This window comes from Trichlorobacter thiogenes, assembly GCF_900167465.1.
In the GTDB taxonomy this organism is placed as follows: Bacteria; Desulfobacterota; Desulfuromonadia; order Geobacterales; family Pseudopelobacteraceae; genus Trichlorobacter; species Trichlorobacter thiogenes.
In genome coordinates, this window is record NZ_FUWR01000015.1 from 57,978 (window position 1) to 74,576 (window position 16,599).

General features: G+C 51.0%; 12 protein-coding genes, 1 tRNA gene and 1 pseudogene. 4 read left to right on the top strand and 10 right to left on the bottom strand.

Features of this window, described 5'->3' with window-relative positions; translation table 11 throughout:
* Positions 1–21 precede the first annotated feature (21 nt).
* The 4 genes and pseudogenes from B5D39_RS12585 to B5D39_RS12600 form a co-directional block, all read left to right on the top strand.
* A complete protein-coding gene (locus B5D39_RS12585; protein ID WP_078790821.1) occupies positions 22–2,259 on the top strand; it encodes a vitamin B12-dependent ribonucleotide reductase in 2,238 nt (745 codons plus the stop codon).
* Positions 2,260–2,310: 51 nt separating this feature from the next.
* Positions 2,311–2,385: transfer RNA gene (locus tag B5D39_RS12590), tRNA-Gly, on the top strand.
* Between the two features lie 135 nt (positions 2,386–2,520).
* Entirely contained in the window at positions 2,521–3,072 is a 552-nt protein-coding gene (locus tag B5D39_RS12595) for a hypothetical protein (RefSeq protein ID WP_078790822.1), read from the top strand.
* A gap of 458 nt (positions 3,073–3,530) precedes the next feature.
* Positions 3,531–3,641 (top strand): annotated as a pseudogene (locus tag B5D39_RS12600) (transposase); the annotation flags it as partial.
* 218 nt (positions 3,642–3,859) lie between these two features.
* Here B5D39_RS12600 and B5D39_RS12605 read toward each other — a convergent pair.
* The 10 genes from B5D39_RS12605 to B5D39_RS12650 form a co-directional block, all read right to left on the bottom strand.
* Positions 3,860–4,654 (bottom strand): universal stress protein, encoded by a 795-nt coding sequence (locus B5D39_RS12605; protein ID WP_161947498.1) that lies wholly within the window; start codon positions 4,652–4,654, stop codon positions 3,860–3,862.
* A gap of 5 nt (positions 4,655–4,659) precedes the next feature.
* Positions 4,660–5,439, bottom strand: a complete 780-nt coding sequence (locus B5D39_RS12610; RefSeq protein ID WP_078790824.1) for an MlaA family lipoprotein — start codon at positions 5,437–5,439, stop codon at positions 4,660–4,662.
* Positions 5,436–6,725 carry a hypothetical protein gene (locus B5D39_RS12615; protein ID WP_078790825.1) on the bottom strand — a complete coding sequence of 430 codons (1,290 nt, stop codon included), beginning with the start codon at positions 6,723–6,725 and terminating at the stop codon, positions 5,436–5,438. The genes B5D39_RS12610 and B5D39_RS12615 overlap by 4 nt, the downstream gene beginning before the upstream one ends.
* 23 nt (positions 6,726–6,748) lie before the next feature.
* A complete protein-coding gene (locus B5D39_RS12620) occupies positions 6,749–7,981 on the bottom strand; it encodes a spinster family MFS transporter (RefSeq protein WP_078790826.1) in 1,233 nt (410 codons plus the stop codon).
* Between the two features lie 99 nt (positions 7,982–8,080).
* Positions 8,081–9,100, bottom strand: coding sequence for an OmpA family protein (locus tag B5D39_RS12625; protein ID WP_078790827.1), 1,020 nt, complete (start codon positions 9,098–9,100; stop codon positions 8,081–8,083).
* Between the two features lie 27 nt (positions 9,101–9,127).
* Positions 9,128–9,493 (bottom strand): DUF4398 domain-containing protein, encoded by a 366-nt coding sequence (locus tag B5D39_RS12630; protein WP_078790828.1) that lies wholly within the window; start codon positions 9,491–9,493, stop codon positions 9,128–9,130.
* A gap of 320 nt (positions 9,494–9,813) precedes the next feature.
* Positions 9,814–10,293, bottom strand: a complete 480-nt coding sequence (locus tag B5D39_RS12635; RefSeq protein ID WP_244161407.1) for a toxin-antitoxin system YwqK family antitoxin — start codon at positions 10,291–10,293, stop codon at positions 9,814–9,816.
* Entirely contained in the window at positions 10,286–12,412 is a 2,127-nt protein-coding gene (locus tag B5D39_RS12640; RefSeq protein WP_078790829.1) for a putative bifunctional diguanylate cyclase/phosphodiesterase, read from the bottom strand. Before B5D39_RS12640 ends, B5D39_RS12635 begins: the two co-directional genes overlap by 8 nt.
* A gap of 30 nt (positions 12,413–12,442) precedes the next feature.
* Positions 12,443–14,002, bottom strand: coding sequence for an oleate hydratase (locus B5D39_RS12645; protein ID WP_208610590.1), 1,560 nt, complete (start codon positions 14,000–14,002; stop codon positions 12,443–12,445).
* Positions 14,003–14,261: 259 nt separating this feature from the next.
* Positions 14,262–16,598, bottom strand: coding sequence for a mechanosensitive ion channel domain-containing protein (locus B5D39_RS12650; protein WP_161947499.1), 2,337 nt, complete (start codon positions 16,596–16,598; stop codon positions 14,262–14,264).
* Position 16,599 lies beyond the last annotated feature (1 nt).

Here is a 16,599-nt window from a genome sequence, read left to right on the forward strand (position 1 = left end):
TCTGACAAGGAGAACACAACCATGTCCGCACAAGCGTCCACTGCCGGTCAACCTGCGCTCACCCCCAACGCCCTTACGGTCCTCGAAAAACGTTACCTCAAACGGGATACCAGCGGAAAACCGCTTGAGACCCCTTCTGATATGTTCCGCAGGGTCGCAGAGACCATTGCCGAGCCTGATAAGAAGTTTGACAAAAAGGCTGATGTCAAAAAGCTTGCTGACCGTTTCTATGAGATGATTGTCAGCTTTGATTTCCTGCCCAACTCCCCCACCCTGATGAACGCAGGCCGTGAACTGGGGCAGCTTTCCGCCTGTTTTGTGCTTCCGGTGGGCGACTCCATTGAAGAGATCTTTGATGCGGTCAAGTTCACTGCCATGATCCACAAATCAGGCGGCGGCACCGGCTTCTCCTTCTCCCGTCTGCGTCCGGCCAACGATCTGGTCAAGACCACCACCGGCGTCTCCAGCGGCCCGATCTCCTTTATGCGGGTCTTTGATACCGCAACTGAGACCATCAAACAGGGCGGCACCCGTCGTGGCGCCAACATGGGTATCCTGCGGGTTGATCACCCCAACATCATGGATTTTATCATGTGCAAGGCTGATCAGAAGCTGTTCAACAACTTCAACATATCGGTCGGTCTAACCGAGAAGTTCATGGAGGCGGTTGAACAGGATGAAGAATACGACCTGCTCAACCCCCGCGATAAGACAAAAATGGGCTCCCTGAATGCCCGCAAGGTGTTCCAGCGGATCGTCAATCAGGCCTGGGAAAACGGCGAGCCGGGCATCATCTTCCTGGATCGTCTGAACCGTGACAACCCGACCCCCCATGTCGGCGAGATCGAATCAACCAACCCCTGTGGCGAGCAGCCGCTGCTGCCCTATGAATCCTGCAACCTGGGTTCCATCAACCTGGGGCGTTTTGTCAGCGAAGGAGCCATTGACTGGAGCCGCCTGAAAGGGGTTATCCATGACTCGGTTCATTTCCTGGATAACGTGATCGAGGCCAACAAATACCCGCTGCAGCAGATCCACGACATGACCCACTCAAACCGCAAGATCGGCCTGGGGGTCATGGGCTGGGCAGATATGCTGATCCTGCTGGGTGTACCGTACAATTCAGACGAAGCGGTAAAACTGGGCAAGAAGGTTATGCAGTTTATCAACGATGAAGGCCACGCTGCCTCCCGTGATCTGGGCCAGAAGCGTGGTTCATTCCCCAACTTCATCGGTTCAACCTTTGATAAAAAAGGTGCCCTGCCGCAACGGAACGCCACGGTCACCACCATCGCCCCCACCGGCACCATCTCCATGATCGCCAACGCCTCTTCCGGCGTAGAGCCGCTCTTTGCCATCTCCTATGTCAAGAATGTCATGGACGGCACCAAGCTGGTGGAGGTAAACCCCACCTTTGAACAGCTGGCCAAAGAGCGCGGTTTCTATTCCGCAGAGCTGATGGAGAAGATTGCAGAACATGGCACCGTACATGATCTGGATGAGGTTCCTGCCGACGTCCGACGGGTCTTTGTTACTGCCCACGACATCACCCCGGAAGACCATATCCAGATGCAGGCCGCCTTCCAGTACCACACGGACAACGCCGTATCCAAGACCGTTAACTTCCCCAATACCGCCACCATTGAAGATGTTGAAAACGTCTACATGCTGGCCTACAAAACCGGCTGCAAAGGGGTCACCATTTACCGCGACGGTTCCCGCGATGAGCAGGTTCTCTCCACCACCAAGAAAGAAGAAAAAGCCGTTGTTTCGTCACTGGCAATGGAAGACGACAAACATGCCATCAAGCGTGAGCGTCCCAAGGCCCTTAAAGGCTGGACCTACCAGATGCAGACCGGCTGCGGACCGCTCTACATCACCGTCAACGAAGACAAGAACGGCCTGTTTGAGCTGTTCACCACCATGGGCAAAGCCGGTGGTTGCGCGGCATCCCAGGCAGAGGCGATCGGACGGATGGTCTCACTGGCATGGCGCAGCGGCATCCAGGCCCGCCAGGTCATCAAGCAGCTACTGGGCATCTCCTGCCACTGCCCTTCCGGCTATGGCGAAAACCGTGTCCTCTCCTGCGCCGACGCCGTGGCCAAGGCAATTCAGGCCCACATGCTTGAAAACGGCTACGACCTGAACGCAGAAGCAGCCCAGCATGAGCGTGGTGCCTGCCCTGAGTGCGGCGGCATTGTTGAACACGAAGGCGGCTGCATGGTCTGCCATGTCTGCGGCTACTCTGAGTGCGCATAAGCTAAAGGTTGACAAAGAAGAGGCCCTTTAGCTATAAAGGGCCTCCATTGAGCGGGAATAACTCAGTGGTAGAGTGTCAGCTTCCCAAGCTGAAGGCCGCGGGTTCGAATCCCGTTTCCCGCTCCAGTCAATTCAAGGGTTTATGCACACAGCATAAACCCTTTTTGTTTATCATGGGAACATTCATGGGAACAAACGGCGTATCATCTCCACAGGAACACCCAATAAAGTCTTCCTTTGCACACAAAACCGGAGTCACGTATGAACTCAAACACCACAACATCTAAGAAAAAAACAAATTCTCGAAACCCGTTCATCCATCATCCTTGGTTTGTTTCCATTGTTCCCGGCTTAATCTTTTTATTACTTGGTGCTGGTATCAACAACGTTAAAGGGCAAATTGCGACAGCCACAGAAAACATTAGAGGGATCAAAGAGACGACAGACACTCTAAGAAAGTGCCTGATTAACGAAATCAAAGATGGCTTGGCAGTAAAAGTTGGCATAAACAATAAGGAAATTTCTGGGAACGGGGTAATAGTCTTTGCTGATAACACCTACAATTTGAACGAAGGAGATCAAATTTACCTTACAAACTCACTTGACGACAAATACGAAACAACAGTGAAGTTTTTAGTGCAACGAACACCGCGGCGAAACGGCGACAAGAGTGAGGCGGAAATGTTTATAAGTTTAGAGGCTGCTAAAAGGCTTGATATATTGTCTGGCCGTCCAAAGCAAGGTGTCTATCTACTTAAAATGACACGCAAGCAAGACAAAATCAGGTCTATCAATTCGGCCAACAAAGTTTAATTTTTGGTCAACTCCTGTTGACACTGCCCCAACAAGGGGGCACATAATTTCATTACATGTGTCATACACATATTATGTGTTAAATTTCATCGTGTTATGGTGTTTAATGTTGAATTATTTCACATAATGTTATGTTACATAACACATAATTTATACACACCCAGTAATAAAGGGTTAAGGGGCAACGTCTGATCCGAATCTCTGTAAATAGCAGAGAGCACCTGACACCCGTGGCTGGGGAGAGGGGTAAGCGAAGGACAGACGCGGTGCTGAAAAGGCGCCGGGACGAAGGAGGCTACCTACCGTTGTGCTGGATGGTCTGGATGTGACTGACATGGTCGAAACCATGAATGGCACACAAATGCGCCCTCTCAACTGCACCTATTGGTGCGGTATGAGGGGGCGCATTCTTTTTGTGCGGATTTTTGGAAATGCAGACCCAGTAGCATGCATACCGCTTCGTCACCAATGCAAGTCACATCCCGGCTGCATTGGTGGCTGATCTTTACAAGGAACGCTGGCAGATTGAGCTGTTTTTCAAGTGGATCAAGCAGAACCTGAGAATCAAGATCAATAATCAGATGATCATCCTTATGCCACAAACCCGATTTTCCGCGATGATCCACCCTTGGCCTCGTACTCCTTCTTCAAGACTTCATAGAGTCTGGCTGCCGTGGCTGGCTCCCCTCACAGCTCAAACTGCCGTGCAGGATATCAACAATGCTGCAAGACCTCGCACCTGAAGGTGCAGAGACAGAAGTATATTGGTACCTTCATAACTGATCACTCACCGCGCAGCCCGAAACAGGATTGTGTTACAGGGGGGCTGATGCATGACATCACCGGCAGGGTTGCCAAAGAACAGCTTTTCCAATGCCCCTCGTTCACTGGCACCCAGCACAACCAGATCATTGTGGTGGGTTATCGCTTCAACGGTAATTGATTTGGCTACCTGACCACTGCCAGTTCGCTCCAGCACCAAGATCTGCTGCTGCTCCAACTCTTCCCGAAAGCGGACAATGCTGTCAGGCATCCCCTCTTTTGCACAGGCTGCAGACAGGTGAAACAGGGTAACCTGTGCATGGAAGCTCCTGGCCAGTTGACTGATGAAAATCAGACGGCGCTCCATGACGCTGACAACCTTACCCAGTGGCACCAGGATATGCCGGGGATGGGGTTTGGCCATACTGATGATCCGCATGACTGCCAGATCCGGGATAATTGTGCGCAGCATCTGATGCACCGTATGCCGCTGCAGATGATCACCATAGTGTTCATCCGGTGTCAGGGGATAAATCACCAGATCTGCCTGTTCAGCCTGCACCTGCTCAGGCAACAGTCGGCTAATCTGCCCAACACCGCGCAATCGCTTGACAGGGATCTCAAGCTCTTCGGCAACCGCAGCCAGATGTTCCAGGTGGCGATCAGTATGGATGAGGATGCTCTCGCTGGTTTCCTCAGGATGAACGGCATACAGGACCAGCCGCGCCCTGCACTCTTGCGCTAAAGAGATGGCATAGCGGCCTGCGACCATGGATGCGGTATGATCGTTAATGACTGACAGTATCGTGTGATAGCTCATGATCATCATTCCTTGGTAGAACGCTTGCCGGACTCTATCTCACGCTTCTCATGATAAAAAAAACGAACCAGATAATATTCAAAGGGATTACCGCTCTCAAAATAACGGAAACTCTGGTGATGCCGTGTGTCAACAAACCCCAGGGTTGTTATGCCTGCACCGATTTCAAAACTGTAGTCGCTACTGCCAAAAGGGTCTATGGCACTGTAGACTCCGTATGTGATGGCACTGTCCACTACAAGCCCGCTTGCATCGCGCATAGAGGAAGGCCCAAAGACCGGCAGCACCAGATAGGGGCCTGAATCAGCCCCCCAATACCCCAGGGTCTTGCCAAAGTCCTGATTCCGACGCTCAAGGCCAAAGCTGGTGGCCGGGTCAAACAGGCCACCAATGCCAACCGTGCTGTTGGTCACAAAACGGCCAAGCGTTGAAAGTGCTTCAAGCCCTTTCAGCTGGAACAGGCTGTTGCTGAAGTTCTGCAGCTCTCCAAGGTTGCTGTAGAAACCGGAGATCCGTTCCTGCAGAAAGGTGGGGGTGATATACTCATAGCCACCCACCACCGGCAGAAAGAGATATTTATCAAAGTAAAAGTTGAAGCGGTACATGCTCCGATTGGTAGCTTCCCAGGGGTCTGACACCTCGGCAAAACGCTGGTCATTAAACTCGCTGATGGAATGTCTTGCCGGAATCTCTGCCTGGGTAGTGACACCGGTTGTAGCACAGCCGGAAAGTGACAGCAGCAAGGCAAGGAAAATCAGGCCGGACAGCCGTTGAAAAGCCCTCATTGGAGTGTCTCCTTATCTTGTAAAAATGCGATCATATAGGCCAGATTATCTTTGTACTCAATGTTGCCCAGATGTCCGCCACGTGGGTAAATTTTGGCCCGCTTACCAAAAAGCTGACGCAGGTAGTCAAGCTCTGCCCTGGTGAGAATAAAGTCATTCTCGTTGGTAATCAGACCGAACTTGGCAGATGACTTCAGATACCCCTCAATACTCTTCAAACTCTGGGCATCGATCAGCTGCTGTTTGGTCAGTCCTGGTCGCTGTTTCTGAAAATGGGGATAAAACTGTTCGTTGAAATAATCAAAAAAACTCAGGTGGGTAGAGACCATAAAATACTCATACAGCGAATCAGTGGGACGCAAGACACGGTTTTTGGGCACCACATACCCGCTATTGGTCATGACATCAGAGGTAAAGAGCATACCGGCCATTCCAATACGGTAGGTAATTCCGATCAAACCGGCTGTTTCCTCATGGGTGAACAGCTTTTCCGTATAGATTGCATAAAGAAAATCTTCATTTATGGTGACAAAATTCCCATAGCGATAAAACTGGCTGAACTTTGACAACATCCTGTTGACAAAAAAACCCTGTTTTTTTGCCCCGCCTGGAATCTGCTTCATCAACTCCTCAATCCGCGTTGCAGAATTGTACACGCTTACCGGCGGATTGATCATCAGTACCTTGCCAAAATTAAACAGCTTGCGTTCTTCATCCAGCTTGGCCACAAAAGCGACTTCGCTGGCGCCCAGGCTATAACCGCAGAGATGAAACGACGAGACTTCAATATCACCCTGTACCTGCTTCCAGGCGGCATCCATGGCACGGTACAGATCAGCGGCATCCTCGGTCAGGTCGCCTGGAACACTGCTACGGGAGGCAGAGACAATAAAATTGGCACTGCTGGGTGATGGCAGGGTAATGACATGAAAACCTGCCTGATACAGCGCCTTTGTCATGACAATCAGCTTGTCTGTCCGGTCACCGGCACCGGCACCACCGACAATAAAAACCAGCGGAGCTTTTTTATCCTGATAGGCAAAGGTGCAACGCAGACCTTCATCATAAAAGAATATCGGAGGTTTTTTCCGATCAGGAAACAGATCAAGCACCAGTTGACGAGTGGGCACGCGTGCAGGCAATTCAGGCATAAGCTCTGCCGGAGTTCCGATAATACTGGCTTCATGGGACCCCTGAATCGGATAACCGTAACGGTCATCCAGCGCAAGAACCGGTATTGGCAGCAGCAGCATACAGACGATACAAAACAGTCTTGAATAGAACATTTGGATTCCCTCGTTATTTCTGATCATGTCCCCTCTACTAACGCCATATCCTTCACCACAAACCTGCTACAGACAAAGCAGAACAGGCCGGCCAGCAGCATGGCAAACGGAGTAATAAGAAGTGCGCTACGCAGCCCCCACTGGTCAGACAGCCAACCTAAAATGGTGGGGGAAACTGCGTCACCCAGGGCATGGATACAAAAAATGTTGAGTGCAAAGGCCATGGCTCTGACAGAAGGGTTGGTAACGTTGATAATCACAGTGTTAAGCGGACCTGTGTTGAGGAAGAGAAAAAATTCAGCGCAGAACATGGCTGAGATACAGCCCGCAAGGCCAGGAGCAAGGATCGACCAGGCAGCAAATGGAGTACCCAGCAGAAACCCCCAGCCGGAAATCAGCAGATAGCCCTTACCACTCTTTTTTTGCCAACGATCCCCAAGCCAGCCCCCTGCCAGGGTACCCAGTATGCCAGCCACAACCGTGGTGGCACCGAACAGCATGTTGCCTCGCCCTACATCAAGACCGTGGCTGCGGTGCAGAAATGAGGGAATCCATTGGGCAAGCCCACCGATGGCAAAGGTCATGGCTGCCATGGCAACGGTATTCAAAACAAAGGAACGGTTTCTGAACAGACTCCCGTAGCCTGACGGCTCGTGCTGTACTGTTGGTGATTCACCGCCACGGGGCGGTGTTCGCAACAGCGCCAAAGGAACCGCCAAAAGCAGTCCCGGCAACCCCACCATTAGAAAGGCGGTATGCCAGCCATAGCGTTGCCCCAGCAATCCGCCAAGCAGATAGCCCAGCGCGCTGCCAACCGGAATGGCAACATAAAACCAGGCCAGGATCTGTCCCAGACGTTCCTTGGGAAAGAAGTCAGCAATCAATCCTGGCGACACGGTGCCGAAACTGGCCTCCCCTACCCCGACCGTAGCGCGGGCTGCCAGCAGGGTCCGGTAGCCAGGGGCAAAACCGGACAGGGCGGTGGCCAGACTCCAGACAACCAAGCCGCCTGAAGCAAGCATGGTCCGGCTGTAACGGTCACCAAGCCAGCCAAAGAGTGGAGCGATCAGCAGGTAACTGAGCATGAAGGCGCTGCCTAGAAACCCCAGCGCGGTGTCCGTAAGCTGTAAATCAAACTTGATCAGAGGAAATACGGCAAAAAGTGCCTGACGGTCGATATAGTTAAGCAGGTTTATTGCCAGAAGGAGTCCCAGTGCGTAACGGCGGTAGGAAAGTGAGATCGGCACGGCTTGCATGTGGTATGGCCTCCAACGCCAACCTTACAGAGAACGCGAGGAGGATCTGAACATACCCTCCTCGCGGCCCGGTTCATCCTTGTAGCTGTGACATCCTGATTATTTTGATGCCTGCATGTCACGCTGGATAACGATTTCGACACGTCGATTGTTGGCACGTCCTTCAGCGGAACTGTTTTTGGCTATCGGGCTGCCTTCGCCCTTACCACGGGCCTGGATACGATCAGCCGGATACCCCTTCTGCACCAGATATTCGCGGACCGCATCTGCCCTGCGTTGCGACAGTCGCTGGTTATAGGCATCAGAACCCTGGGAATCAGTATGACCTTCAACAATAAGATTACGGGCAGGAATCGCCAGCAGCGCCTTGGCTACCTGATCAAGTTTTTCCTGCGCCTGGGGCAGCAGTGTCGATTGGGCTGACCGGAAAAGCACACTACCGGACAGGGTAAGCACCAGTCCGCGCTCCTCTTCCTTCAGCATGGCAAGGGAGGAAAGTGCGGCAAGCGCATCAGCCGTACGCTTTTCTGACTCTTGCAATGCCTGCTTGTTTTTCAGTATATCGCCCTGCTGACGTTGTAAATCAGCATCCGACATCTGCTTGGCCAGTTTAAGTGCTGCCTGCTTGTCTATTTCAGCCTGCGCAGCAGCGGACTTTTTTTCTGAATCGCTGAGATTCTGCTTGCCCTGTGCAATAGCGGCCTGTCTGCCAAGTTCAGCATGTACAGCAGCAGTCCGCTTTTCTGAATCGCTCAAATCCTGTTTGCCTTGCGCAACCTGTGCGGCTTGTTCTTTTACGTAATCAGCTTCTGCCTTGTCCTTGCGCGCCTTGTCAGCAGCAATGACAGCTAGTGCTTCTGCCTGTTCAACCTTGCGCTGGGCAACGTAAGCAAGATCTTTTGTTTTGAAGGAATCAGAGTCGTCCTTGAAGGACTTTTCAGCTTGATCAAGCGCCTGTTGTGCCTTGTGCAATTCAGCTGGTACCAGTTGCTGTGCCGGCCCCATGCTTGCACGCTGATAGGCTGAACGGGCATTGACCAACTCATTTGGCGGCACTGTTGCACAGCCAACGACGAATGTGATCAACAGGACCATACTAAGATACGAGACTGTTTTCATGTTGTACTCCTTGCGAAACCGATTGGTTTATTGGTTGTCTTTCCTAAGTTGGCGTACGCGCTCTACGGCTGCCCTGGCCTCAGTCTTTTCATCATCCTTGTGGGAAAGCACCACAGCCAGTTCTGCATCTGATTCAGCCCGCAGCAGCATTGAGGTTGCCTGCTCCTTTTCGCCTTTCTCGGACAAAGCCTTGGCAGCTGCCAGCTCTTCTTTGGCAAGCTGCAAATGCAGCGAAGCCTGCGGCACCTGGGCCGCCCCGGCCTCTTCGGCAGCGCGGATACCTGAGGTTGAGGCCTCTGTACGCAGCGGGGTATTTGCACACCCTGCAACCAGTGTAATGGCCGCAACTGCTACGGCAAACTGCACAATTCCAATCCTGGATACCTGTTTCATCTGATCCTCCTTGTATACGCAGATATGACGTTGTCTGATCTGAACAACGTTGGCGTTTTGTGATCTGTTTCTACATCTAAATGCTACAGAGACAGCGCAACTACCGTGCCAGAGAAAAATAAAGCTTCAGACAACCACAACAGACTGATCGGATTGGGATAATCCATAAGGAGGGATTCTTGTATCAGCAAAACCGCCAACGGTATCCGTCAGGTTTAACACAACCGCCATATGTGAAGGGTGATGCAGGGTCAGGAAGAGAGGGGTTACCTGATATTACGGTCTGATTTGACATACAGATTCCCCCTTGGCTGTATCAATTAATCAGGCATGCTGCAGGACTTCAGTTTCCCGTTTTCAAAGAGGAAGATCGGCTTTAATTGCGCACAGATCTTGCCAGCAATAGTGATCTGGTTGGCAAGATCGCAGCTGTATAATCTGCCTGTTGCATAGAAGCTGACCTGACTGAACTGGTTGCAGGTAATAGCGCCAGACTGGAAATATTTACGGGTGGTGCAGCTTTTCAGTTTTCCGTTTTCATGGAACTCTGTAAGGGCTGCCTGTTTACATCTGACACCATTGAACTCCTGATCATTTTCAAGTGTGCAGGATTTCAACTGTCCTTTGGCATAATAGGCTATTTCTGATCCTGGGCTGCAGATAGAGCTATCAAGCCTCAGACAGGTGCCAACATCGGCTATGCAGAGGATACCCAGCAGTACTATGACTGACTTCATACTCCAGCCATTCAAACAACCAACAGCACGATCGTAAAAGTTTTTCTTGATGATTTTATGCATGGAATACTCCTTTTTGCCCATCTACCGGGTGTTCTGTCCCCGGTATTCCTGTTACAAGCAATGTGGCGAATTGTTCTGCAACCAGTGGCCGACTGAATAAATAGCCCTGCCCCTCTTCACACTGCAGTGCTTTGAGAAAATCCAATTGGGCCTGTACTTCCACACCTTCCGCAACTACCCGCTGCTTAAGACTGTTGCCCATTGCGATAACGGCGCTGACAATAATTCCATTATCTTCTGAAGAACCTATGTCATGCACAAAAGAACGGTCTATTTTGAGAACATCTATCGGAAACAGTCTTAGGTAGCTCAAGCTGGAATAGCCGGTACCAAAATCATCCACCGCCAACTGCACTCCCATATCCTTTAACTGTTTCAGTATGATCGTACTGGATTCAGCATCACGCATAAGCACACTTTCGGTTATTTCCAGCTGCAGGCAGCCTGCTGCCAAACCGGTTCTGTGTAAAATAGTGCGAACCCCCTCAACAAAATCATTGCGACGAAACTCCAGCGCAGAAATATTGACCGTAATGGTATCAAGTTCCAACCCAGCCTCTTTCCAACGCCTGGCCTGTTCACACGCCTCGCGCAACACCCAGTTACCAATGGGGACAATCAGGCCGCAAGCTTCAGCAATGGCCACAAAACGACCTGGCAGCACCATGCCCCACTTGGGATGCATCCAGCGCAGCAGTGCTTCAGCACCAGTAATCTTACCGGTCTTCAGGTTTACCTTGGGCTGGTAATGCAAGACAAATTCCTGATACTCCAGCGCACGCCGCAAATTGGTTTCAATAACCTGTCTTTCTACCGCCCGGACATTCATACTAGTACTGAAAAATTGATAGTTATTACGGCCTTTTTCCTTGGCATGATACATCGCCGTATCAGCGTTTTTAATCAGCGTTTCAGCATCCTGTCCATCTGCGGGATAGACACTGATGCCGATGCTGGGTGTTACATGCAGTTTATGCTTTGCAATGGAATGGGATGCTGCCAGAGCGGTGAGTATTTTCTCGGCGGTCAGGGAGGCGGATTCCGAATTATTACCCAAAGCTATCAGGATAACAAACTCATCCCCCCCCTGTCGGCTTACGGTGTCAGAGCTGCGCACGCATGTTGTAAGTATCTGCGCAACTGATTGCAGTAGTTTGTCGCCTGTTGCGTGTCCCAGTGAATCATTGATGTATTTGAAATTATCCAGATCAAGAAACAGAATGGCCAGGCTGGTACCACTTCGTTTAGCCAGGGATATTGACTGCACGATCCGGTCGTTCAGTAGTACACGGTTGGGTAAGTTGGTCAGGAAGTCATGCTGCGCAAGATACGCCATTTTCAAGGCCATTTCCTGAGCAACCGTAATATCGTGAAAGACAATAACGGCTCCACTGATCTGTCCCCTTAGATCATGAATCGGGGCGGATGAATCTTCGATAGATGCCTCATTACCATCACGTCTGATCAGGATGGTACCTGCAGTCAGTCCCATCGGTTTGTTTTGCTGCAGCACCAATTCTACCGGGTTACGCTCTGTTTCCCGTGTATCACCATTAACAATATGCATGACCTGGTTGATTGGCAGCCCCCGTGCCTCATCCCGTGACCAGCCGGTCATCTGTTCTGCTGCAATATTCAGATAATCAATATTACCTGACATATCGGTGCCGATGACCGCATCACTGATTGAATTAAGCGTGATCTCGGCCCGGTTTTTTTCAAGAAAGAGTGCTTCCTCAACCGCCTTGCGCTGGATAATTTGACGCAGGGATTGCGGCACCAGATAGCTTCCAAAGTAACCTTTTGAAAGACTGCCTTGTGCACCGCGTTGTACTGCCTCCCAGGCAAGAAGCTCGTCATCCAGGTCACTGAGTATCATGATAGGTGTATGGGGCGCTGCGACAAATAGCCGGTCAAAGGTTTCAATCCCCTGACTATCATCCAGAAAGAAATCGACCAGGATCACATCGATATCGCCTCTGTGCAACCGTTCCAGCGCTTCAGACAGAAGTGTCACCCATTCAATACGGAATGGGCCATCCCGTGCAGTACCAAGCACATTTTCCAACGCTTTGGCATCGGTGGCACTGCCTGTGATAATTAACACGCACTTGGTCATGGCGCTGCTACTCCTGTCGGTTTCTGCCCCTTATTTAAAGGCCTTGATCACCGCATCCAGCTTCACCTTCAGCGACTTGTCATGTCTATGAACCGGAGGAACTTCGCGATTAATCTTCAGGAGTGCATAGACTGCCGTCTGGGCTGCCCGGACTGAATACTCAACCGTAAAAACCACATCATCAGGGATTTCGACAAACTGGCTGATAAAGGCCAGGTTTTTGGAATTTTGAGGTACGGGAAGTGGTCGATCACCCTGGGCACGTGGCATGAACATGCTGGTGATGTACGGCATACGACAAGGAATACAGATAGCGGTTGCCATTATTTCCAGATCAAAATTCAGATGTCCGCAAAGTTCCAGCAGGATTTCTGCACCGCTGCAATCTGCCATTGACTTGGCTACAAAATTACCGATGCGGTCCGGGTGCAGTGCATAGCCCCAGAACACCTGTACCCCTGCAGGCTGATTGGCAAAATGTGGCTGATGGGCAAGCACCACCGACATAAACCAGTTGGAATCCTTAAAGGTTACCAAGCCGCCGGTACCAGCGATGTTACCGGTAAATTTTTCCATGGCATCGAAGAAACCCGTATCTTTCAGTGTAACGGTAAATGAATGCCAGTAGGTTTCAGGAATACTGCTATTGAAGGCAGCCGGGTTACCGAAATCAGGGTGAGCAATGGCAAGTTTTTCCCATAATGCCCAACCGCCACTATCCTGCTTGGTGCGGTGTTCAGGCGGGTGCGTCATTGAACCGTAGCTGGAAGCATCCGTCATTGATCCGTTCTGGAAAAACACCAGATCACCCTCGGCAACGTTAATGGTCTCATGGGTACCATTGCGATTACATTGCAGGCCGGTAACCGTGATTTTGCCACCTTCAGTCAGCAGGTTAAAATCAGTCACCGTACAGTTCATCTCTATCTGTACCCCTTGCGTCTGCAGCCAGCTTAACAAGGGATGCACCAGCGAATCATACTGGTTGAAAACGGTGCGTTTAATGCCGGCCAGGGTTTCAATCCGGGAAAATTCAAGCATGAAGCGATGCAGATAGCGCTTAAATTCAATCGCACTGTGCCAGGGCTGGAAGGCAAAGGTACTGGCCCACATGTACCAGAATGTTGTCTTGAAAAAGCCCGGTGAAAACCAATCGGTAATGCAGCTCGCACCCAGTTTGTCATCATCGGCCTCAACCAGCTTGATCAGCTCCAGCCGGTCTTCCATGCTGAATCCCATGGATGTTACATCTACCCTGAAGCGATTTTCATCAACCAGACGTGCTGATGAATGGGGGATATTCTGCTCATTAAAGGTAATAGTTTCGTCATATACGGTCCGCCCCGGATGGATCAGGGATGGAATGGATTTGAACAGATCCCAGGTGCATTCAAAATTGTCTGTGGTCAGCATCCGGCCACCACGCATGGTGTAGCCGGTCTCCGAATTTCCACCGCCGTCAAGACTGCCACCGGGAACGGGCATGGCTTCGAGGATAGTGATGAAACTTCCCGGAACATCTCCGTCACGGATCATGAATGCAGCTGCGGCCAGGGAACCGATACCTCCGCCAACGAGGTATGCCTTCATACTGTTTGACATACGTTTCCTTTCTCAACTGGTGAGTGCATCACAAGTGTCGTATCCGTCTGAAATACAACTTGTATGCCGAAAGGGAAATTTTGCTTCAGCTCTTTTAACCACATGTATTTACGGGATAAGTTTTAAAAATGCAGAAAGAAAAAAGGGGGAACCATCAAGGGATACTGTCGCATACAACAAAGCCGTCAAATGTGGCTGTTTCTGATGCGTGAATAACGGAGTGATTTGTGTACCGTACTATTTAAGTTTAAGGAACCGCTGGAGTGGGCACAACCTGAACGCGAAGCGGCTCTGAACGATCAAGATGTATGTCGCACTGGGGGAACGCAAAAATGATCTGTTCCTCGCCAAAGCGTTTATCAATCATGAAACGGAGATCGCTGGCTACAATCAACGGGTTTACCGCGGCACTGTAGTCAATCCAGAAGTACAGTATAAAGACCAGCGAGCTGTCACCAAAATCATCCAAGAGGGCTTCCGGTGGTGGGTTCTTTAGGATCAGGCCATGTTCGCGAGCAGACTCCACCAGGATGTCCCGCACCCGTGTCAGCGATGAACCATAGGCGACCCCGACCTTCACGGTACGCCGCAGACTGGCATTGGTGTGTGTCCAGTTGGTCACCTTGTTTTCAAGGAACATGGCGTTTGGAATCACTGTCTCGACACCATCAAACCCGAGGACCGTTGAGGCCCTGATATCAACCGTTACGATCCTCCCGACCACGCCATCAACCTCAATGGTATCCCCCACCTTCACATTGCGCTCCAGCAAAATTAAGATACCGCTGATGAAGTTTTTGATCAGGGTCTGGGTGCCGAAACCGACACCAATGGCCAGTGCTCCACCAAGAAAGGCAAAGACGGTAAGGGGAATACGGGCAAGGTTAAGGGTAATGATCATCAGGATAAATACGGTCAAAGCCAGAAGCCAGCGACGAATAACATTGGCCTGATGTTCACCGACACGGAAGCGGGTGACCATAATACGTTGAACTTTGTGACCTGAAAATAGAGCTATCATGTAGCCGACAAGAAACAGAAGGATCGCGCCAACACTCTTGCCAACGGTCACTCCACGTGACGTAATCACTTTTTGTCCGGCAACCTCCACACTGTCCTCAATGGCAAACAGTTCAAAGCGCCATATATGTCCGAGTATATTCGGAAACGTCCCGAACCAGTCCCACGTCCTGTCGGTGATGGTTTGAGCATGCTGAACCCGCTCCATCTCTTCCAGCCATGCCTGTCGTTCACTGTATGCATGCTCAACAGCAACCTTCTGACGTTCGGCCAGTTCCCGCTGAAGACGTATCGCCGCAAGCAGATCCAGTTCTGCCAGGTTAAGAACATTTTTCTTGTCAATCTTGAATAACCGTAATTTCTGGGCACGTTCAGCAGCCTGATACAGTTCCAGTTGTTGCTGGGCAAACAGCAACCAGGGCTTAAGCTGTTCAACACTCGTGCGAAATTCAACAAGGATAGCGCGCAGTTTTCCCAGGTTTTTCCCGGTAAGGGCAGCATAGCGTTTTTCCCAAAAACTGGAGGTAGACTTGTTTGTTGCGATTAACGCAGAGATGACCTCGGTTTCAAAACGCGAACTTTCGACCCATGCCACTGCAGCGCGTTGTTCTGCTTCAAGCCTGTCACGCTGCATTTTTTTCAGTACGGAGGTGCCATCAATGGTCCCCTGAAGCAGAGCACCTTTTTCCAGATTTCGTTTTATGCCAGCCAATACAGTTCTGCTCCGTGCATCACGAACCAATGACGCATCCAACTCCTGTTCAAGGTTAACCCGTTCCGACTTCAAGCGAGCAATTGTTTTGTCCAGGTCTGCCTGACTGAAAACAACCTTTTTCCTGGCTTCTGCCAGTTGCCGCTCCAGCAGTTCCCGTTCAACTCCTGCTATTCCAAGGCGTTCTCCAATCACCTCATAACGCAGTGCTAACAACCCAGACAGGGCATCTGCGTTACGGGTACGAAGTGCCGCCAACTCCTTTTGCCATGCAGCAGTCAATCGTTGTTCAGGAGTTTGCGCATGCTCAAGCTCGTCAGCAGCCTGGCGTTCCCTTTCCTGCACCTGCTTTGCCGCTTCCCGATAATGTGCAATCTGGCTGGCCAGCAGATCCTGATTGGTACTAAGACCTTGTGACCTGGAGCGGGCAGCCAGCACTGATCCCATCAACTCATCAACGACCAGAATCGAATAGGGTGGTGGATCGTGGAAACCTGACCAGCTCTTTGTCTTTTGATCAGCAACAACACGTGCCCTCCGCAGTTCCTCCCGTTCATCAATCAGGCTCAGTTGAGAACCAAAACGGGTAACCAACCCATCCAAAAGACGGTTACGCTCTTGTACCTCCTGGCGGGAACTATCTTCTGAGGCCGCGAGCGCCTGATCCCGTTCCGACTGAGCCTTGGTCAGCGCACGTCTGGCGATTTCAATCTGCTGTTCAGGAGTTATCGCTTTTGTTGCTGTCTTGCTTTCCTGGGTATCCGCCTGTGTGCTGGTAAACTGCTTTGGCAGTGGGGCAAAAGCAGCTGAATAGCAGGTGGCGACTGACATCAGCACAACAGCTAATCCCATA

Excerpts from the sequence above, each read along its gene's own strand:
- B5D39_RS12650 (WP_161947499.1), bottom strand. The coding sequence starts at position 16,598 with ATGGGATTAGCTGTTGTGCTGATGTCAGTCGCCACCTGCTATTCAGCT.
- B5D39_RS12635 (WP_244161407.1), bottom strand. The coding sequence starts at position 10,293 with ATGCATAAAATCATCAAGAAAAACTTTTACGATCGTGCTGTTGGTTGT.
- B5D39_RS12595 (WP_078790822.1), top strand. The coding sequence starts at position 2,521 with ATGAACTCAAACACCACAACATCTAAGAAAAAAACAAATTCTCGAAAC.
- B5D39_RS12645 (WP_208610590.1), bottom strand. The coding sequence starts at position 14,002 with ATGAAGGCATACCTCGTTGGCGGAGGTATCGGTTCCCTGGCCGCAGCT.
- B5D39_RS12620 (WP_078790826.1), bottom strand. The coding sequence starts at position 7,981 with ATGCAAGCCGTGCCGATCTCACTTTCCTACCGCCGTTACGCACTGGGA.
- B5D39_RS12605 (WP_161947498.1), bottom strand. The coding sequence starts at position 4,654 with ATGAGCTATCACACGATACTGTCAGTCATTAACGATCATACCGCATCC.
- B5D39_RS12585 (WP_078790821.1), top strand. The coding sequence starts at position 22 with ATGTCCGCACAAGCGTCCACTGCCGGTCAACCTGCGCTCACCCCCAAC.
- B5D39_RS12610 (WP_078790824.1), bottom strand. The coding sequence starts at position 5,439 with ATGAGGGCTTTTCAACGGCTGTCCGGCCTGATTTTCCTTGCCTTGCTG.
- B5D39_RS12630 (WP_078790828.1), bottom strand. The coding sequence starts at position 9,493 with ATGAAACAGGTATCCAGGATTGGAATTGTGCAGTTTGCCGTAGCAGTT.
- B5D39_RS12640 (WP_078790829.1), bottom strand. The coding sequence starts at position 12,412 with ATGACCAAGTGCGTGTTAATTATCACAGGCAGTGCCACCGATGCCAAA.
- B5D39_RS12615 (WP_078790825.1), bottom strand. The coding sequence starts at position 6,725 with ATGTTCTATTCAAGACTGTTTTGTATCGTCTGTATGCTGCTGCTGCCA.
- B5D39_RS12625 (WP_078790827.1), bottom strand. The coding sequence starts at position 9,100 with ATGAAAACAGTCTCGTATCTTAGTATGGTCCTGTTGATCACATTCGTC.